This window comes from Frondihabitans sp. PhB161, from assembly GCF_003814635.1.
In the GTDB taxonomy this organism is placed as follows: Bacteria; Actinomycetota; Actinomycetes; order Actinomycetales; family Microbacteriaceae; genus Frondihabitans.
The window spans coordinates 197,863-215,818 of the sequence record NZ_RKQW01000002.1 but is presented as its reverse complement, the minus strand read 5'-3'; the positions used below and the strand labels follow the sequence as shown (position 1 = coordinate 215,818).

Annotated in this window: 18 protein-coding genes and 2 tRNA genes; 12 read left to right on the top strand and 8 right to left on the bottom strand. The window is 67.3% G+C overall.

The genetic code is table 11. From position 1 onward, the window contains the following. The first annotated feature begins 4 nt into the window (after positions 1-4). The 3 genes from EDF39_RS09765 to EDF39_RS09755 are packed head-to-tail and all read left to right on the top strand — an operon-like array spanning position 5 to position 2,860. Positions 5-1,513, top strand: a complete 1,509-nt coding sequence (locus EDF39_RS09765) for an ATP-binding cassette domain-containing protein (protein ID WP_123943416.1) — start codon at positions 5-7, stop codon at positions 1,511-1,513. Next, positions 1,510-2,304, top strand: a complete 795-nt coding sequence (locus EDF39_RS09760; protein ID WP_199726192.1) for an energy-coupling factor transporter transmembrane protein EcfT — start codon at positions 1,510-1,512, stop codon at positions 2,302-2,304. The genes EDF39_RS09765 and EDF39_RS09760 overlap by 4 nt, the downstream gene beginning before the upstream one ends. Positions 2,305-2,323: 19 nt before the next feature. Then, a complete protein-coding gene (locus tag EDF39_RS09755; RefSeq protein WP_199726193.1) occupies positions 2,324-2,860 on the top strand; it encodes an ATP-binding protein in 537 nt (178 codons plus the stop codon). A 4-nt stretch (positions 2,861-2,864) separates the two neighbouring features. On the opposite strand, the gene EDF39_RS09750 is transcribed toward EDF39_RS09755, so the two are convergent. The 4 genes from EDF39_RS09750 to orn form a co-directional block, all read right to left on the bottom strand. Then, the gene (locus EDF39_RS09750; protein WP_123942689.1) at positions 2,865-3,215 is read right to left on the bottom strand and encodes a metallopeptidase family protein; all 351 of its coding nucleotides are present in this window, start codon (positions 3,213-3,215) and stop codon (positions 2,865-2,867) included. Positions 3,216-3,227: 12 nt separating this feature from the next. Then, positions 3,228-5,381, bottom strand: coding sequence for an acyltransferase family protein (locus EDF39_RS09745; protein ID WP_123942687.1), 2,154 nt, complete (start codon positions 5,379-5,381; stop codon positions 3,228-3,230). Positions 5,382-5,687: 306 nt separating this feature from the next. Next, a tRNA-His gene (locus EDF39_RS09740) sits at positions 5,688-5,760 on the bottom strand. A gap of 58 nt (positions 5,761-5,818) precedes the next feature. Continuing rightward, positions 5,819-6,439, bottom strand: a complete 621-nt coding sequence (gene orn / locus EDF39_RS09735) for an oligoribonuclease (protein ID WP_123942685.1) — start codon at positions 6,437-6,439, stop codon at positions 5,819-5,821. Positions 6,440-6,513: 74 nt separating this feature from the next. Here orn and EDF39_RS09730 point away from each other — a divergent pair, with 74 nt between their 5' ends. The 3 genes from EDF39_RS09730 (at position 6,514) to EDF39_RS09720 (ending at position 10,497) form a co-directional block, all read left to right on the top strand. Further along, positions 6,514-6,795 carry a hypothetical protein gene (locus tag EDF39_RS09730; RefSeq protein WP_055962843.1) on the top strand — a complete coding sequence of 94 codons (282 nt, stop codon included), beginning with the start codon at positions 6,514-6,516 and terminating at the stop codon, positions 6,793-6,795. Positions 6,796-6,928: 133 nt separating this feature from the next. After that, complete coding sequence (locus EDF39_RS09725; protein WP_123942683.1) at positions 6,929-8,215, top strand: bifunctional glycosyltransferase family 2/GtrA family protein; 1,287 nt, start codon at positions 6,929-6,931, stop codon at positions 8,213-8,215. Then, positions 8,212-10,497, top strand: coding sequence for a glycosyltransferase family 39 protein (locus tag EDF39_RS09720; protein ID WP_123942681.1), 2,286 nt, complete (start codon positions 8,212-8,214; stop codon positions 10,495-10,497). The genes EDF39_RS09725 and EDF39_RS09720 overlap by 4 nt, the downstream gene beginning before the upstream one ends. 189 nt (positions 10,498-10,686) lie before the next feature. Here the strand turns inward: EDF39_RS09720 and EDF39_RS09715 are convergent. From EDF39_RS09715 to EDF39_RS09700, 4 genes are all read right to left on the bottom strand, one after another. Then, a tRNA-Arg gene (locus EDF39_RS09715) sits at positions 10,687-10,758 on the bottom strand. Positions 10,759-10,808: 50 nt separating this feature from the next. Beyond that, the gene (locus EDF39_RS09710) at positions 10,809-11,954 is read right to left on the bottom strand and encodes a hypothetical protein (protein WP_123942679.1); all 1,146 of its coding nucleotides are present in this window, start codon (positions 11,952-11,954) and stop codon (positions 10,809-10,811) included. A 105-nt stretch (positions 11,955-12,059) separates the two neighbouring features. Next, positions 12,060-12,341: a hypothetical protein gene (locus EDF39_RS09705; protein WP_194605125.1), complete on the bottom strand. Its 282-nt coding sequence runs from the start codon at positions 12,339-12,341 to the stop codon at positions 12,060-12,062. A 176-nt stretch (positions 12,342-12,517) separates the two neighbouring features. After that, entirely contained in the window at positions 12,518-13,543 is a 1,026-nt protein-coding gene (locus EDF39_RS09700) for an aldo/keto reductase (protein ID WP_123942677.1), read from the bottom strand. A 48-nt stretch (positions 13,544-13,591) separates the two neighbouring features. Here EDF39_RS09700 and msrA point away from each other — a divergent pair, with 48 nt between their 5' ends. The 6 genes from msrA to EDF39_RS09670 all read left to right on the top strand — a co-directional run bounded on the left by msrA (position 13,592) and on the right by EDF39_RS09670 (position 17,879). Then, positions 13,592-14,119, top strand: coding sequence for a peptide-methionine (S)-S-oxide reductase MsrA (gene msrA, locus EDF39_RS09695; RefSeq protein ID WP_055962831.1), 528 nt, complete (start codon positions 13,592-13,594; stop codon positions 14,117-14,119). Between the two features lie 42 nt (positions 14,120-14,161). After that, on the top strand, positions 14,162-14,380 hold the full coding sequence (locus tag EDF39_RS09690) for a methyltransferase (RefSeq protein WP_123942675.1): 219 nt from the start codon (positions 14,162-14,164) through the stop codon (positions 14,378-14,380). Between the two features lie 110 nt (positions 14,381-14,490). Continuing rightward, on the top strand, positions 14,491-15,129 hold the full coding sequence (locus tag EDF39_RS09685; protein WP_123942673.1) for a single-stranded DNA-binding protein: 639 nt from the start codon (positions 14,491-14,493) through the stop codon (positions 15,127-15,129). Positions 15,130-15,151: 22 nt separating this feature from the next. Next, positions 15,152-15,667, top strand: coding sequence for a hypothetical protein (locus EDF39_RS09680; protein ID WP_123942671.1), 516 nt, complete (start codon positions 15,152-15,154; stop codon positions 15,665-15,667). Between the two features lie 54 nt (positions 15,668-15,721). Continuing rightward, positions 15,722-17,404: an energy-dependent translational throttle protein EttA gene (gene ettA, locus EDF39_RS09675; protein ID WP_055962820.1), complete on the top strand. Its 1,683-nt coding sequence runs from the start codon at positions 15,722-15,724 to the stop codon at positions 17,402-17,404. A gap of 1 nt (position 17,405) precedes the next feature. Then, positions 17,406-17,879, top strand: a complete 474-nt coding sequence (locus tag EDF39_RS09670; RefSeq protein WP_055962816.1) for a thioesterase family protein — start codon at positions 17,406-17,408, stop codon at positions 17,877-17,879. Positions 17,880-17,956 lie beyond the last annotated feature (77 nt).

Sequence of the window (17,956 nt, the reverse complement as noted above, 5' to 3'; positions counted from 1 at the left end):
CGTGATCCGCGCGCCCGGGTCGGGTGCGCGGGTCGATGCACGAGGGTGGTCGTGGCGGCACGCCTCAAGGATCCAGCCCGCCGTCGATTCCCTCGACCTCGTCATCGAACCCGGCGAGCGGGTCCTCCTCCTCGGCGCCTCCGGCGCGGGCAAGTCGACGCTCCTCGCGGGGCTCGCCGGAGTCCTCGGGGGTGACGAGGAGGGCGACTCGGCCGGCGAGCTCCTTATCGACGGTCGCCCCGCGGCGACGCAGCGCGGGCGGGCGGGGCTCGTCCTCCAGGATCCCGACTCCCAGGTGGTGCTCGCCCGGGTCGGCGACGACGTCGCCTTCGGCCCGGAGAATCTCGGCGTACCGCGCGACGAGATCTGGTCGCGAGTGCACGAGGCCCTCGAATCCGTCGGACTCGACGTGCCCCTCGACCGCTCCACATCGGCTCTCTCGGGCGGCCAGAAGCAACGACTCGCGCTCGCCGGAGCCCTGGCCATGCGGCCCGGGCTGCTGCTGCTCGACGAGCCCACGGCCAACCTCGATCCCGAGGGGGTGCGCGAAGTGCGCGACGCGGTCGCCCGGGTCACCGCGGAGAGCGGGGCGACGCTCGTGGTGGTCGAGCACCGCGTGTCGGTCTGGCTCCCCGTGGTCGATCGCGTGGTCGTGCTGGCAGCCGGCGGCGGCGTTCTCGCCGACGGCACCCCGGACGCCGTCCTCGGCGCCCACGCCGCGACGCTGACGGAGGCGGGCGTCTGGGTGCCCGGGCGACCGCCCGTCCTCCCTCCGCGCTCGACGTCGCAGCCGACGCCGACGCCCCTCCTCGACGTGTCCGACCTCGCTGTCGGACGCCAGCGCGGCCTCACCGTCGCCACCGGCATCCACGCCTCCGTGGTCGCCGGACGCGCCCTCGCCATCACGGGCCCGAACGGCGTCGGCAAGTCGACGCTGGCGCTCACGGTCGCGGGGCTTCTGCCTCCGGCCGGGGGCAATCTCGAGGCCGCGGGCCCGCTCGCCGCAGGGGCGGCACGAGAGCCGATCCGCTGGAAGTCACGGGAGCTGCTGACCCGGATCGGAACCGTCTTCCAGGATCCTGAGCACCAACTGCTCGCGTCGAGCGTGCGGGCCGAACTGGCTGTCGGACCGCGGGCTCTGCGCCTCGCTCCCACCGAGGTCGATGCGCGCGTCGACGACCTGCTCGAGCGCCTCCGGCTCGCCCACCTCGCTGAGGCGAACCCGTTCACGCTCTCGGGCGGCGAGAAGCGCCGACTGTCGGTCGCCACGGTGCTCGCCTCACGGCCTCGGGTGCTCGTGCTCGACGAGCCGACCTTCGGGCAGGACGCCCGCACCTGGCGCGAGCTCGTCGCGCTCGCGGCCGAATTGCTCGACTCCGGCAGCGCCATCGTGGCGGTCACGCACGACGCCGAGTTCGTGGATGTGCTCGCCGACGACGTGCTGACCCTCGCGCCGTCCGGCTCCCGCGCCGTGCCTCGGATCTCGGCCTCTCGGGCGGCGGTGTCGGCGTGACGATCCTCTCCACCATCGAGACGACCCGGGCGATCGGCCGCGTCAACCCGGTCGCCAAGCTGCTGGCCGCCGTGATCGTCAGCATCACACTGCTGCTCTCCATCGACTGGGTTTCGGCGGGTACGGCACTCGCGCTCGAGGCCGTTCTGCTCCTCTTCGCGGGGCTGAGCCCGCGGCAGCTCGTGAAGCGCACGCTGCCGCTCTGGATCGCGGCGCCGCTCGCCGTCATCGCGACCTCCCTTTACGGCGTCGACTCCGGTGCGACCCTGTGGCGGCTCGGCTTCATCACCGTCACCGAGGGGTCGGTCGCATTGGCGTTCGCGATCGGGCTGAGGATTCTGGCGGTCGGCATCCCCGGCATCGTGCTCTTCGCCACCACCGACCCCACCGACCTCGCCGACGGCCTCGCCCAGGTGCTGCGTCTTCCCGCCCGATTCGTACTGGGCGGCCTCGCCGGCCTGCGGCTGGTGGGCCTCTTCGTCGACGATTGGCGGCAACTCGGGCTCGCCCGGCGTGCCCGGGGCGTCGCCGACGAGGGTGGCATCGTCGGGGCGGTCCGTCGCGGCACGGGTATGGCCTTCGCCCTCCTGGTGCTCTCGGTGCGCAGGGGGAGCAAACTCGCCACGGCGATGGAAGCAAAGGGATTCGGCACCGACGCACCCCGCACGTGGGCGCGTGAGTCGACCTTCGGGCGTGCTGAGTGGATCCTCGTCGTCCTGGCCGTCGCCATCGCCGCCGTCGCGGTCGTCGCGGCCTGCCTCGCTGGAACCTGGTCGATCGTCTTTGCCTGATCAGCCCTCGCCACTGTCGTTGTCTTCGTCGACTTCTCTCGCCCTGCTCGCCTCGCGTGCGGAGGCTGGGAGCGCGCGTCCGGTCGTGCTCATCGACGGGAGATCAGGATCCGGCAAGACGACACTCGGCCGAGCCCTGGCGCCACTCCTCGACGCTCAGCTCGTGGAGCTCGACGACGTGTATCCCGGTTGGCACGGCCTCGCTCGCGCCTCCGAGGCCGTCGTCCGCGACATGCTCCGCGCCGCTGAACCCGGCCACCGCCGCTGGGACTGGGACGCCAGTGAGCCTTCCACCTGGCGCTCCCTCGACCCGCGACGGCCGCTGGTGATCGAGGGTGCCGGTGCCCTCACCCGTGCCTCGGCTCCTCTGGCTACGCTGCGCGTGTGGGTCGAGCTCGACGATGAGTCTCGGCGGTCGCGTGTGCGTGAACGGTCGGTAGTGGACGCCGCGGACTACGCCGACAGTGCGTGGTGGGATGTCTGGGCCGAGCAGGAGGAAGCGCACCGTGTAGCGAACGACCCGCGCCAGCTCGCCGATGTCGTCGTGGAGGGCTGAACGACTACGCCCAGCCGAGCTCGTGCAGTTTGTCGTCGTCGAAACCGTAGTAGTGACCGATCTCGTGGACGAGCGTCACGTGGATCTCGTCGCGGAGGTCGTCTTCGGTGTCGCACGCCGCGAGGTGGGGCTCCCGATACAGGATGATGCGGTCGGGTAGCTCGCCGAAGCCGTACTGGCCCCGCTCGGTGAGGCTTACGCCGTCGTAGAGGCCGAGGAGGTCGAGGGAGCCGTCTTCGGGGCGATCTTCGGTGACGAAGGCGACGTTCTCCAGACCCTCGAACATGTCGTCGGGAAGGAGGTCGAGCTCGTCGATCACGAGCTTCTCAAACGCGTTCGCATCCACCTCGAGCATGCGGTCAGCCTCTCACGCCGGACTGAGAACCCCCGCCTCCTTCAGAAGTTCGTACATGGCCGGTGCGATCGCGGTGGCGTAGCGGACCGTGAGGTGATTGAGATCGGATTTGACGACGTCGCGGCCAACGAAGGCAGGGCACAGGCCCGACACACAGAAAAGGGGCCGCGTGTCGACGAAGGTGCCCTGCACCGACTTCGCCAGACTCTTCTCGGTCTCGGCCCGGGCCGTCCAGGTGCTGCTGACGCGTGAGATGCAGGAGGACGGAACGCTGCGGGGAGTGAAGCACGTCTCGAGAACGGCCCCGGGCGGTGGCGGAGGCAGGAAAACGACCTGTGCCCCGGTAGCGGCCATGCGATCGGTGACACCATTCATGCCGGTCTTCCACTGGGCCGCCGAGACAGATGCCTTCGTGGTGGCATCGGTGAGCGGAGCGTAGGTGTCAGTGACGACTACGACATCGGGCTTGAGCGTTTCGAGCGTCGTCAGCGTCTCTTCACGATGCCGAGAGCACTCGGTTTTGTCTGTGCTGCTCTCGTGAAGCGGGAGATCGGCGAGTGGACAGCCGAACTGGCCAAGGCTCGTGACCGAGATATCGTCATGCGCCTCCGTCATGGCGATGAACGTCTTGGCGTAGGCAAGCGCGACGGAGTCGCCCACTACCGCCAGGGATTTTTTCGCAGAGGGGGACCCCCAACTGCAGCTACCGATATCGATGCGACCGGGTTGGCCGCAGGTCGCCACCTCGGAGGCCGCGTCTGGGCCGTTGATCTCCGCGTCGATGGAGGGGTCGAGGTCTGGCCAGGTGCTGGCCCCGAGCGCTGCCTCGATCTGCTTCGCGAGTTTTTGCTGCACGGGGCCGCCCTGGTCGGTAGCGGATCTGGATTCTCCAGCCGCTTCGGCCACGGGGAGAGGACGCGTGACCGAGGGTGACGTCGAGGGGAGGAGGGTCGCGGCGCAGAGGACGACAGTGATGCCCGAAAGGACGGCGAGGCCGCCAGTACGGTAAGTCGCTCCATGCGCTTTCCGCCATTCTCGCCAGAGAGCCGCGCGATTCTGGACCGATTCGCCCGTAAGGAGCGGCGCTGACAGGGCAGGTCGCTCGAGGAGGTAGTAGGTCGCAACCGAGAGGCCGCCCGTGAGTGCGATCGCCGCGGCATACAGAGCCGGAGAGCCGGCCTCGAGCGAGACCCCCACGAACACGATCACGGGCAGGTGCCATAGGTAGAGCGAGTACGAGATGTCACCGATGAATGCCGTGACCGGATTGGACAGAGGCACGAGCCGGGGCGCCGTGCAGGCAGCCCCGCCGAGGATGACGAGCCCGGACGAGGCAACGGCTGCGAGCGCCCAGGGGCCGGGAACAGCGAACGACGCATCGATGAAGACGAACGACGCCACGATGCCCCCGAGGCCGATCCACGAGGCGAGGCCGCTCACCGCGCGGGGAATGCGCTCCCAAAGCGGCAGGGCGAGTGCGAGGACGGCACCGAACCCGAGCTCCCATGCTCGGGCTGGAGTAGAGAAATACGCCGCGATCGGCTCGGCGCTGGTCGATGCGACCGCGTAGAAGAAGGACGCCCCGACCAGGGCGATCGCCACAGCGACGAGGGCACCCCGCTGGAGCGAGAACCGGGCCGAGGAGAGGGCGAAGAAGCCGGCGATGAGGAGAAGCGGCCAGCCCACGTAGAACTGCTCCTCGACGGACAACGACCAGAGGTGCTGCAACGGGGAAGTGGCGTTCTGGCTCGTGAAGTAGTCGGTGCCGGAGGCGGCGAAATGCCAGTTGGCAAGAAACGCGGCGGACCACTTCGCGTCGGTCAGAACCGAGTCGGCTCGTGCGGAGTTGAACAGTGCGAACGCGGCCACACACGTCGACATCGTGACGAGCAGGGCCAGCGGGACGATGCGTTTGACCCGGCGTCGGTAGAAGTCAGCGAGAGAGATGCGCCCGGTCTGTTGACGCTCGCGCACGAGTAGCCCCGTGATGAGAAAGCCAGAAATGACGAAGAAGACGTCGACTCCGAGAAAGCCACCCGAGGGGGCTCCTGTCAGGTGGTTGGCGATGACACCGATGACGGCCAGGGCACGAAGGCCCTGAATATCGGAGCGTCTGCCATTTCTGGTGGCAAGAGTGGTTGTTGGTTTGCGGCCTGATCTGGGCACATCTACCCCCGGGTCGGATTGATGTCACCAGAATATCAGAGATATATAAGATGCTCGAGCCCAAAAAGGTCCTGAGCCTTTCGGGCCAAGCCGACGAGCACGACGATTTCTGATCCGCTTCCGATGCGCTTGCGCATCCAAAGCCATGGGCACGGCCAAGAAATCGGGCCCTGCCCTCGTGAGAGAGGGCAGGGCCCGACCATTTTTGGTCCGCTTTAGATGCGCTTGCGCATCTAAAGCAATGGGCACGACGAAGAAATCGGGCCCTGCTCTCGTGAGAGAGGGCAGGGCCCGACCATTTCTGAGGGTGAGTAACGGGGCTTGAACCCGCGGCCTCCTAGACCACAACCAGGCGCTCTACCAGCTGAGCTATACCCACCATGCGACTTCGCCCGCCTAGCTGGCGAGAGCTTGACGAACGAAGCGACCCGACAAGTCTATCCCAAACGCGGGGCCCATTTGTCCACTACCGACTTCGAGATGGATTGCACGTCGTCAGTGGTCGGGCCGGGTTCGGCGGTGAAGCCGGCGAGTCGGTAGTACTCGAGCTCGCGGATCGATTCGAGGATGTCGGCGAGGGCGCGGTGGCCGCCGTTTTTCGCAGGGGCATTGAAGTAGACGCGCGGGAACCAGCGGCGCGAGAGCTCTTTGATCGACGACACGTCGACGGAGCGGTAGTGCAGGTGCGAGTCGACACGGGGCATGTATTTGGCGAGGAACGTGCGGTCGGTTCCGATGGTGTTGCCGGCGATCGGGGCGCTGCCCTTGTCAGGTGCGTATTCGAGGATGTAGTTGAGCACCTCGTATTCGGCTTCGGCGAGGCTGACGCCGTTCGGGATCTCGTCGATGAGACCGGACGAGGTGTGCATGTTCGTGACGAACTCGCCCATGTTGTCGAGTGCGGCCTGGTCGGGCTTGATGACGATGTCGAACCCGGGGTGAAGGGGAGTGAGGTCGAAGTCGGTGACGACGACGGCCACTTCGACCAATTCGTCGACGCCGAGGTCGAGCCCGGTCATTTCGCAGTCGATCCACACGAGTCTGTCGCTTGAAGGCATGTCGCGAGTCTAGCGAGGGGCTCGCGGGGGTCGACGCTGAACATTCCGGGGGCCCCGCCTGGTAGACAGTTCCCATGACAGACGAAAAGCTCCAGGTCGAAGAAGGCTCCGAATACGTCGTGTTCTTCGAGGGCGGGCCGAGCGATGGCCGCACCGACAAGCGCGTGTCGACGAACGGCTCCTACGACGACGAGATCACCGATTACGTGCTCATCGACGGAACCGAGACCGGTTTCGTCTACACGGCGACGAAGGCACACCTGGTGGGCGAGCAGCTCCAGGTCCACTACGCCCTCGACGCCAAAGACAGCGACCCGGTGGTCGACCCCGAAGATCGCCGCGAGAGCACCAACTAAAAGCACAGAGCCAGAACGCAGGATCCGAGGAGCGCCTCCTCGGATCCTGCGTTTTTTGCTCTCCGCTCGTTTTCATAGGGATCTCATCGGGTGCATCAGTCGCCCTCATTGAGACGGATCGCATTCTCGATCCATGCCCGAAATCACGAAGACCCTCGACCTCGACATCGTCGTGCCCGTGTACAACGAGCAGGCGACCCTCGTAGCCAGCATCACCGCTCTGCACGCGTACCTCTCGCGCTCCCTGACGGAAACGTGGCGGATCACGATCGCCGACAACGCGTCGACCGACACCACGCCGGCGCTGGCCGACACGCTCGCGAACGAACTCGACGGCGTGATCGCCGTCCACCTCGCTCAGAAGGGCCGGGGCCGCGCCCTCAAGAAGGTGTGGTCGGAGTCGACGGCGAGCGTGCTCGTGTACGTCGACGAAGACCTGTCGACCGACCTGTCGGCGCTCAAGCCGCTCGTCGCGCCCCTCCTCTCCGGGCACTCCGACCTGGCGATCGGCACGCGCCTCGATCCCTCCTCGCGCATCACCCGGGCCGGCAAGCGCGACTTCATCTCGCGCACCTACAACCTGCTGCTGCGCCGGACCATGGGCGTGTCGTTCAGCGATGCGCAGTGCGGCTTCAAGGCCATCCGAAGCGACGTGGCGGCTCACCTGCTGCCCCTCGTCGAAGACACGGGCTGGTTCTTCGACACCGAGCTGCTGATCCTCGCCGAACGGTCGGGCCTCCGCATCCACGAGGTGCCGGTCGACTGGGTCGACGACCCACAGTCGTCCGTCGACATCGTGGCGACCGCCTCCGCTGATCTCCGAGGAATGGTCCGCGTCGCTACGGGGATCGCCCGGGGCCGCATTCCGGTGGGCGCCATCTACGACCAGATCGGCCGTCATCCCTATGCCCAACCGGCGCCGTCGTTCTTCGGGCAGGTGATCCGATTCGGTCTCGTCGGCGTGCTCTCGACAGCCGCCTACGCCGTCATCTACCTGCTCTTTCAGCAGTTCGTGCCGGCCCAGCTGGCCAACTTCCTCGCGCTGCTGATCACGACCATCGGCAACACCGCCGCAAACCGACGATTCACCTTCGGGGTGCGGGGGAGCGGTCAGGTCAAGCATCAGGCCCAGGGCCTCATCGTGTTCGGGATCGCCTGGGTCATCACCTCCGGCTCGCTCGTCGGCCTGCACCGGGTCTCGCCCGATGCCGGAGCCCACGTCGAACTCGTCGTCCTCACGGCCGCCAACCTCGTCGCCACGGTCGTCCGGTTCGTGCTGCTCCGCGTCTGGGTCTTTCGCCGCGAGGCGAAACCCGCCCCGACGCTCGAGCCGCGACGGGCGTTCGAGGTCGGAGACCAGCCGAGCGCGCACGCTCACCCCCGCACCGCCGAGACCCTGACGAAGGCGAGCCAGTCATGACCACCGTTTCTCTTCCGCCCGCGTCGGCCACGTCGGATCCTTCGTCCGCTGCCGCATCGCCGCCGTCACGGCTCCGACGGGCCGGGCGCTGGCTGGCTCTCGGCCCGGCGACCTCGCCGCGCTGGGAGCGACCGTCGCTTTGGGGCCTCATCATCGCCTCGGCGGTGCTCTACATCACCAACCTCTCGATCTCGGGCTACGCGAACTCGTTCTATTCGGCGGCCGTCCAGGCCGGGGCATCGAACTGGGAGGCGTTCTTCTTCGGATCCTCCGACGCCGCGAACTCGATCACGGTCGACAAACCGCCCGCGTCGCTCTGGATCATGGAGCTGTCGGTGCGCCTGTTCGGCCTCTCGTCGTGGAGCATCCTGTTGCCCGAGGCGCTCATGGGCGTGGCCACGGTCTTCCTGGTCTATGTGATCGTGCGACGGCACTTCTCGGCGGGGACCGCTCTGATCGCCGGCGGCACCCTCATGCTGACGCCGGTCGCGGTGATGATGTTCCGGTTCAACAACCCCGACGCGATGCTCCTGCTGTTGATGACGCTGGCCGTCTACCTGACGCTGCGCGGCATCGAATCGGGCAGGATCCGATGGGTCGTCTGGGCCGGGGTGGTCGTCGGATTCGGGTTCCTCACCAAGCAACTGCAGGCGTTCGTGATCCTGCCCGAGCTCGCGGCCGTGTACTTCCTCTGCGCGCCCCTCCGCTGGAAGACGCGACTGCTGCACCTGCTCGGAGCCCTCGGCGGCGTGATCGTCGGAGCCGGCTGGTGGGTCGCGATCGTCTCAATCGTTCCTGCCTCGATGCGTCCGTACATCGGCGGGTCGCAGAACAACTCGTTCCTCGAGCTGACGTTCGGCTACAACGGCTTCGGCCGGTTGACGGGCAACGAGACGGGCTCGGTGACGGGCGGAACAGGGGCGGCAGGAGCCGGATCCTGGGGTTCGACCGGCATCACCCGCCTCTTCGGCTCGGAGATCGGCGGCCAAATTACCTGGCTGCTGCCCGCCGCCCTGATCGTGATGGTCGCCGCATTCGTCGTGCTGGGTCGGCGCCACCGGATCGACGTGCGCCGCGCCACACTGCTGCTCTTCTCGACCTGGCTGGTCGTCACCGGACTCGTCTTCAGCTTCGCCGGCGGCATCTTCCACCCGTACTACACGGTGGCACTGGCCGCCCCGCTCGCCGGGACCGTCGCCATCGGCGGCTCCGTCGTCTGGAACGCCGCCCGCACGCGCTGGTGGCCACGGATCGTCCTGGCAGTCACCATGCTCGTGACGGCGGCCTGGTCGTACGCGCTGCTCGCCCGGGCCACCGACTGGCTGCCGTGGCTGAAGTTCGTGGTCGTCGTCGCGTGCGTGGCCGCTGCGGTGCTCGTGCTGGTGCCTCGTGGTGCTGGTGCTGGTGCTGGCGTCGGGCGTGGCGCTGACGGTCGGACTGCTGGGGGTGCTGTCGGTGGTGCAGGTGGCGTCGCTGCCGGTGCTGCTGGCGTTATGGGGCGCTCGGCCGGGCGCGCTCGCGGGCTGGCTGCGGCGACCGTGTCGCTCATGCTGGTCGGCGGTCTGCTCGGGCCTCTCGCCTACTCGATCGAGACAGCCTCGACCGCCCACACCGGGTCGATCCCGTCGGCCGGGCCTGCGGTGGCTTCCGCTCGCGGTGGGTTCGGCGGCGGCGGTGGCGCGCCCGGTGCGGGCGGTGGCGCTCGCGGCACGCAGGGCGGGACCGGGACCGGGACAGGCACCGGAGCGGGCACCGGAATGGGCACGCCGCCCGGTGGCTTCGGTGGTACGCCCGGCGGGGCTGGCACGGGCACCGGCGCTGGCACCGGCACCGGCACCGGCACTGGCACTGGCACTCGCACGGCCCCGACCGGCGGTATGGGCGGCATGGCTCGCGGTGGCGGAGGCATGGGCGGCATCTTCGGAGGCTCGACCACGGTCTCGTCGGCCCTCAAGAAGCTGTTGCTCACCGATGCCGACCAGTACACCTGGGTTGCTGCGGCGATCGGCTCCGACACGGCAGCCAGCTATCAGCTCGCGACTCTCAAGTCGGTCATGCCCGTTGGCGGCTTCAACGGCAGCGATCCGTCGCCGACCCTGGCCGAGTTCAAGGCCTACGTCGCCGCGGGCAAGATCCACTACTTCGTGGGCAGCTCGGTCGGCACGTCGAACGGCGGAAGCAACGCGTCGTCGAAGATCGCGGCCTGGGTCAAGGCGAACTTCGCCTCGCAGACCGTCGGCGGCGTGACCGTCTACGACCTGACGGGTTCGTTGACCCAGTAGCCCGACCATCGCGAACTGAATCACGCACCGCTTACCGTTTTTTCGGTGGGCGGTGCGTGATTCGGTTAGCGACACCCGTCGAGTCGCTGACGACACTGCGTCTAGTCGCATTTCGCAGGTCTAGTCGCGATTTACCGCGACTAAACCTGCGAAACGCGACTAAATCTGTCGTGCGCAGAGATGCAGGAGTCCCCCCGGAGGGATTCGAACCCCCGGCCATGTGGGTAGAAACCACGTGCTCTTCCACTGAGCTACGGGGGGAGACGACCGACCGCAATCGATGACTACGGTACTACGCGCCGCCCGTTCGCTCAGCTTTCGTCGGGTGTCGTGCGGCGACGAACCTGATGCGCGCTGACCGGAGCGCTGAACGCCGGCTCGCGATCGTCGCCCGACTCGTCATCGCGAGATTCGCTGTCGGCCGGCTCGAGGCCCCGCTCCGTATCGGCGGTGGTCTCCTGCGTCGCGCTCGCCGCCTCCGCATTCGCCGCCTCTGCACCTGCCGACTCTGCACTGACCTGCACAGGCGCGTTGACCACGGGCGTCGTCACCATGCCGGTCGAGGCGCGAGCGGGTACGCCGCCAGAAATCGAAGGATCCGCCCCCACGCCGCTCACCTCGGCCCCGCCCTGCACGTGAGCGTCATTCGTCCGCCCCGCCTCGGCGTAGGCCGCTTCGACGCGCCCCTCCTCGCTCGGGGATGCCTCGCGAGGGGCGGTCTCGACCGGCGACGCCTCGTCGGTGGCGGTCGCGGAGGGGGCCGCAGCTGCCACCTGGGGTTCGGCAGGCGTTTGCTCCATCGCGGCGATGGCGGCGTCTTGGGTGGCCGCGGCCGGGGGCGTAGCCGGAACGACGGGTGCGGGTGCGAACGCTGTGGGCGCCTGCTCCGGACTGGACTCGCCGTCGACCGGAACGAACGACTGCGTCGTTGCCGACTCGGGTTGGGACGCCTTGTCTTCGGCCTTTTCGGCGTTCCAACGCTCGACCTCGTCGCGGAACAGCTTCTTCGCCCGAGTCGGCTTGGTCTGCCATTGCACAAGGCGGTCGCGCAGGTCGGCAAAGGTCTGCTCGGCCTGGAATCGGAAGGTGGCCGAGTTGCTGCGAATCGACGCGATCTCGTGCTCCGACCAGACGGCGGCGAGGTCGGCGCCCGCGACGGGAAGCAGGCGGAGCCTGATGGACGCCTCGTCGGAGAGGTGCGCCGTGTGCGCCCGTTCGTCGGTGCCGAGCGTGCTCCACTCGATCGAACGACGGGCCGATGCAATCAGGGCCGTGACCGTGTTCGCCTTTACTTCGCGGTCACGCGCCTCGAGTAGCCGCTTGCCCATGCTGCGAGCGATGAGCGCAGTTAAGACACCCGCCACGATTATCGCTACGAAGGGCAGAACGACGTTCGTGATGATGCGTTGCCCTTCGGTTGAAGTCAGCCAGTCGGTCAGCGCGTTCCACCAGGTCATGCCGCGCACACTAACTGCTCCAGGGCCCCGGGCCGGGCTGCGACAGGCATCGGGGCGTAATCGGCCCGCAAAGCGCCACTCCGCTCAGGCAAGGCGACAGCGAACTCAGGCGAACCGGAAGCAGTCGGTGGCGTCGTTTCGGCTCCAGAACTCGCCGATCTCCACGAACCGACGCTGCCGCGGGAGGAAACGCTTGGCGCGGAATCGCTCGCCCTCGGCGTGCTGATAGCTCTCGACGTACCCGAGCACTTCACCCGACGGCCGGGTGACGCGGATGAGGCCGTCGTGAAGTTGGACGAGAGTGAGCCCGCCCCGCTGCTCGCGCACGGATGGCGCCGTCGCGAGGGCGCCGGGAACGGAATCGGGGGTGAAGGTCAGGGTGGTCATCGTGGTGCTCCTCGCTGTGGTCGGCTGGACTCTGGGTGTAAATCGAACGTACGTACGACCACCGACATTCGACCCCGCGCGACCACGCATCCGGCGCGAAACCTCAAAATCGCCCGCTTTTCGTGGAGAAAAGCGGGCGATTCTGAGGTCTCACCGACCGGTGATACTGAGCGCGACTACCGACCCGACCCAGTGCCGTCGACAGCGAGAGGCTCGATCGCCGCGAGCTCCGCGTCGCTCAGATCCGCGCCGTGCAGCGCGTCGAGGCTGTCGTCGAGCTGTGCGACGCTCGAGGCGCCGATGAGGGCCGACGTCACGGCCTCCTGTCGGAGCACCCACAGCAGCGCGAGCTGCGCGAGCGACTGCCCGCGTGCCGACGCGATGTCGTTGAGGGCGCCGACCCGAGAGAGGTAGGTCTCATCGAGCACGTCTTCGGTGAACCAGCGACCCTCGGCAGCCCTGGATCCTGAGGGTGCCTTTCCGTTCAGGTATCGACCGGTCAGCAGCCCGCCCGCGAGCGGCGAGAAGACGATCGAGCCCACGCCGTTGGCGGTGAGGGTGTCGAACAGGCCCTGCTCGGGTCGGCGATCGAACATGTTGTACCGCGGCTGGTGGATCAGCAGCGGCACACCCTCGGCGGCGAGGGCGGTGATCGCCGCTTCGGTCTGGGCAGGGTCGTAGTTCGAGATGCCGACGTAGAGGGCCTTGCCCTGGCGGACGGCCGTGGCCAGCGCACCCATCGTCTCTTCGATGGGCGTCTCGGGGTCGGGGCGGTGCGAGTAGAAGATGTCGACGTAGTCGAGGCCCATGCGCGTGAGGCTCTGGTCGAGCGACGAGAGCAGGTATTTGCGCGAGCCGCCGTCGCCGTACGGGCCGGGCCACATGTCGTAGCCGGCCTTCGACGAGATGAGGATCTCGTCGCGGTAGGGCGCGAGATTCGCACTCAGGATCCGGCCGAACTGCTCCTCGGCCGAGCCGTACGGGGGGCCGTAGTTGTTTGCCAGATCGAAGTGGGTCACGCCGCGATCGAAGGCTCGGAGCACGATGTCACGCTGTGTCTCGAGGGAGCGGTCGGTGCCGAAGTTGTTCCAGAATCCGAGCGAGATGCGGGGGAGTCGCAGTCCGCTCCGGCCGATCCGGTCGTAGGGGAGCTTTTCGTACCGTTCGGCGTCGGCGACGTAGGGCGTGAAAGGTGAGGTCATAGGGCTGAGCCTACTGACGCCCGCAGGGCCGGGGAGTACCGTGAGGTCATGACCACTTTCACGCTTGCCGGCGGCTGTTTCTGGTGTCTCGACGCGGTCTACCGCACCCTTCAGGGCGTGACCGACGTCGTCTCCGGTTATACGGGAGGCTCGATGTCGAATCCCAGCTACGAGGCCGTCTGCACCGGCGCGACGGGGCACGCCGAGGCCGTTCAGGTCACCTTCGACGAGGAGGTCATCCCGGCCGAGGTCATCCTCGACGTCTTCTTCACCCTTCACGATCCGCGACAGCTCAATCGCCAGGGTGCCGATGTCGGCACTCAGTACCGTTCGGCGATGTTCTACACAGACGACGCGCAGAAGGCGCAGTTCGAAGCGGCCCTCGACCGTGCTGGAGAGTACTGGGAGGGCGGAATCGTGACCACCCTCGAGCCGCTCGGCGTCTATTACGACGCGGAGGAGTATCACCAAGACTTCTTCGCCAAGAATCCCGGTCAGGGCTACTGCCTCGCGGTCGCGCTGCCCAAGGTCAACAAGATCCGCAAGTCGTACGGCAAGTACGTCTTGGCGTCATAGGTCGCGGCACCGCGCCTCGGCCACATCGAAAGGAGCTCAACGATGAGCAACGACACCGCCACCACCACGCAAAGCACCTGGGTGGCCAGCGGCCCCGCCGGAGCCGTGGGATCGATCCACCGCACCGGCGACGGTTTCGCCATTCGAGTCGGTCGCGAGGCCGACTATCACGGCGCCTACCCGACGCTCGACGTCGCGAAACGCGCCATGCACGCGGCGCTCGGTCCCGGCGCGGATCGCCCGGAGTTCACCGAGCACTGAGCGAAAGACCGGGAGCGCCCTGGTCTCCACAACCGGCCCGACGGCCTGCTTCTCCCCAGACGAGGGAGAGACGGTCTCGGGCCGTTGTCGTCGTCGCGAGACTTTCGGTCATGACAGACACCATCTCCCTCACCGGCACAATCGCGACCCCGCTCAAGCGGGTGAGCACCACCTCGGGCATCTCGCTCGTCACCTTCCGCCTCGCGTCGTCTCAGCGTCGTTACGATCGCTCGCGCGCCGTCTGGGTCGACTCCGATACCAACTGGTACTCGGTGAGCGTGTATCGCCAGCTGGCCGACCACGCCGACGCCTCGCTCGACAAGGGCGACCGCGTCTTCGTCTCCGGCCGTCTGCGAATTCGCAACTGGCAGAAAGACGACCGCTCCGGCACCTCCGTCGAGATCGATGCCGAATCGCTCGGGCCCGATCTGCTGTTCGGCACGACCACGTTCACGAAGGCCGCAGGTCGCGCGGCACCGGCCCCCGGCGCGGCAGACGAGCACGACGAGAACGCGACCGATCCGCAGCAGGCACCCCCGCAGGATCCCTCGGGCCACCTCGAGACGCCCGTCACGACCGCGGCACCCGGTTCCGGCTCCGAACTGGGCGTGCCGAGCGCGCCGCCTCAGCAGACCAACGTCGCAGTGCCCGCCGCCGCACCAGTCCTCGTCCTGGCGGCCTCCACGCCGCCCTCCCCGGTCGACCAGCAGTCCGGGTGGCACGTCGTCGGCGAAGAGGCCCCGTTCTGATCGGGTCGAATAGACTCGGGCCGTGGTCTTTCGAATCCAGCGATCCCGAGGCACGGGCGGGGCGGTCGCCGGGCTCACTCTGCTCGTCCTCCTCGTGACGACAGCGTGCACCACCCAGGCGCCTGAGCCGACGACGAGTCCTTCGGCGTCGCAGGAATCGGCGACGGCCACCTCCACCGCTGAGTCGACTGCCACGCCCAAGCCGGCGCCCAGCTTCTCGAAGACCGCCTCGACCGCCGAGGCGCTCCGCTTCTTCGACTCCGTGGTGAAGAAGAAGCTCGACGCCGATTCGGGCGCGCAGGGTCGAGACATCGTCGACGCCCTGAGCTCGGCCGGCTTCTCCAAGAAGAACATGGAGGTCACCGCCGACTCCACCTCGATCGGCCGTCAGGTCGACTCGATCGAGGTCTCGGTGCGCTGGCGGGGCGACGACTGTCTTGTCGGGCAGATCGGTCAGCACGGGTTCGCCAGCACTTCCTCTGCGGTCTTGAAGACCGGCAAATGCCTGATCGGAACGACTCGCGCCATCGACTGGTGAGACCTCGTCTCAGAGTCGCCGCCCGCGACCCATTCCCCAAATAGACTGGACCCCATGGCCGAATACATTTACTCGATGGTCCGTGCGCGAAAGACGGTCGGCGACAAGCTGATCCTCGACGACGTGACCATGTCGTTCATCCCCGGAGCCAAGATCGGCGTCGTCGGCCCGAACGGTGCCGGTAAGTCGACGATCCTCAAGATCATGGCCGGCCTCGACACTCCCTCGAACGGCGAGGCGAAGCTGAGCCCGGGCTACACGGTCGGCATCCTCATGCAGGAGCCCGAGCTCGACGAGTCCAAGACCGTCCTCGAGAACGTCCAGGAGGGCGTGGGGCCGATCAAGGGCAAGATCGACCGCTTCAACGAGATCTCGGCCGCGATGGCCGAGCCCGATGCCGACTTCGATTCCCTTCTCGAAGAGATGGGCGGTCTTCAAGAAGAGATCGACGCAGCCGACGCCTGGGATCTCGACTCCCAACTCGAGCAGGCCATGGATGCCCTGCGGACGCCCCCGGGCGACGCCCAGATCGCCAATCTCTCCGGTGGTGAGAAGCGCCGCGTCGCGCTCTGCAAGCTGCTGCTGCAGAAGCCCGATCTCCTGCTTCTTGACGAGCCCACTAACCACCTCGACGCCGAGAGCGTCCTGTGGCTCGAGCAGCACCTGAGCCAGTATCACGGCGCCGTCCTCGCCGTGACACACGACCGGTACTTCCTCGACCACGTCGCCGAGTGGATCGCCGAGGTCGACCGCGGCCGGCTCTACCCGTACGAGGGCAACTACTCGACCTACCTCGAGAAGAAGGGCGAGCGCCTCAACATTCAGGGCAAGAAAGACGCGAAGCTTGCCAAGCGCCTCTCGTCCGAGCTCGAGTGGGTGCGAAGCAACTCGAAGGGCCGCCAGGCCAAGTCGAAGGCCCGCCTCGCTCGCTACGAAGAGATGGCAACCGAGGCCGAGCGCACGAAGAAGCTCGACTTCGAAGAGATCATCATCCCGGTCGGTCCGCGTCTGGGGCAGCAGGTGATCGATGCCAAGGGTCTCGAAAAGGGCTTCGACGGGCGGGTCCTGATCGACAACCTCTCCTTCACCCTTCCCCGCAACGGAATCGTCGGCGTGATTGGCCCGAACGGCGTCGGCAAGACCACGCTCTTCAAGACCATCACGGGGCTTGAGCCGCTCGACGGCGGAGACCTGAAGGTCGGCGAGACGGTCGACATCTCGTACGTCGACCAGAACCGCGGCGGCATCGACCCCAACAAAAACCTGTGGGAGGTCGTCTCCGAGGGCCTCGACTACATCCAGGTCGGCAAGACCGAGATCCCGTCGCGGGCCTACGTGTCGCAGTTCGGCTTCAAGGGCCCCGACCAGCAGAAGAAGGCCGGCGTGCTCTCCGGTGGTGAGCGCAACCGTCTGAACCTCGCGCTGACCCTCAAGCAGGGCGGAAACCTTCTGCTGCTCGACGAGCCCACAAACGACCTCGACGTCGAGACGCTGGGCAGCCTCGAGAACGCACTGCTCGAGTTCCCCGGCTGCGCTGTGGTCATCACTCACGACCGGTGGTTCCTCGACCGCATCGCGACGCACATCCTCTCGTACGAGGGCACCCCCGACAACCCGGCCAACTGGTACTGGTTCGAGGGCAACTTCGAGGCCTACGAAGAGAACAAGATCGAGCGCCTCGGCGCCGACGCCGCCAAGCCGAGCCGGGTCACGTACCGCAAGCTGACGAGAGACTGACGTGGCGAGGCTTCACGTTCCCACCGTGCTGCGGTGGGGCGACCTCGACGCCTATGGCCATGTGAACAACGCCGAGATGCTGCACCTCCTCGAAGAGGCCAGGATCCAGGCGTTCTGGTCGGCAGGCGAAGAGTCGGGCGACTCGACCGCGACGGCCATCCTCGACTCGAGCCCGGGAACCGACACGTGGTCGCTCATCGCCCGGCAAGAGGTCGAGTACCTCGCGCCGATCGCGTACACGCGTCTGCCCCTCGACATCCAGCTCTGGATCGGCCACATGGGCGGTGCCAGCCTCGAGATCTTCTATGAGGTCTTCTCGCCGGTTGGCGTCGAGCCACGCGTGCTGCACACCCGTGCCGCTTCGACGCTGGTCTTGGTCGATGCCTCGACGCAGCGCCCGCGCCGGATCAACGACGCCGAGCGAACCGCCTGGTCGCCGTTCGTCGATGAACCGCTGACGTTCCGGCGTCGCTGACTCGTCACCTGTCGAGACCTCTGAAACGACCGCCGATCGCGCCGATCGGCGGTCGTTTTTAAGGTCTCGCTGACTCA

Excerpts from the sequence above, each read along its gene's own strand:
- EDF39_RS09750 (WP_123942689.1), bottom strand. The coding sequence starts at position 3,215 with ATGCTCGAGGTGGATGCGAACGCGTTTGAGAAGCTCGTGATCGACGAG.
- orn (WP_123942685.1), bottom strand. The coding sequence starts at position 6,439 with ATGCCTTCAAGCGACAGACTCGTGTGGATCGACTGCGAAATGACCGGG.
- EDF39_RS09730 (WP_055962843.1), top strand. The coding sequence starts at position 6,514 with ATGACAGACGAAAAGCTCCAGGTCGAAGAAGGCTCCGAATACGTCGTG.
- EDF39_RS09725 (WP_123942683.1), top strand. The coding sequence starts at position 6,929 with ATGCCCGAAATCACGAAGACCCTCGACCTCGACATCGTCGTGCCCGTG.
- EDF39_RS09720 (WP_123942681.1), top strand. The coding sequence starts at position 8,212 with ATGACCACCGTTTCTCTTCCGCCCGCGTCGGCCACGTCGGATCCTTCG.
- EDF39_RS09710 (WP_123942679.1), bottom strand. The coding sequence starts at position 11,954 with ATGACCTGGTGGAACGCGCTGACCGACTGGCTGACTTCAACCGAAGGG.
- EDF39_RS09705 (WP_194605125.1), bottom strand. The coding sequence starts at position 12,341 with ATGACCACCCTGACCTTCACCCCCGATTCCGTTCCCGGCGCCCTCGCG.
- EDF39_RS09700 (WP_123942677.1), bottom strand. The coding sequence starts at position 13,543 with ATGACCTCACCTTTCACGCCCTACGTCGCCGACGCCGAACGGTACGAA.
- msrA (WP_055962831.1), top strand. The coding sequence starts at position 13,592 with ATGACCACTTTCACGCTTGCCGGCGGCTGTTTCTGGTGTCTCGACGCG.
- EDF39_RS09690 (WP_123942675.1), top strand. The coding sequence starts at position 14,162 with ATGAGCAACGACACCGCCACCACCACGCAAAGCACCTGGGTGGCCAGC.
- EDF39_RS09685 (WP_123942673.1), top strand. The coding sequence starts at position 14,491 with ATGACAGACACCATCTCCCTCACCGGCACAATCGCGACCCCGCTCAAG.
- ettA (WP_055962820.1), top strand. The coding sequence starts at position 15,722 with ATGGCCGAATACATTTACTCGATGGTCCGTGCGCGAAAGACGGTCGGC.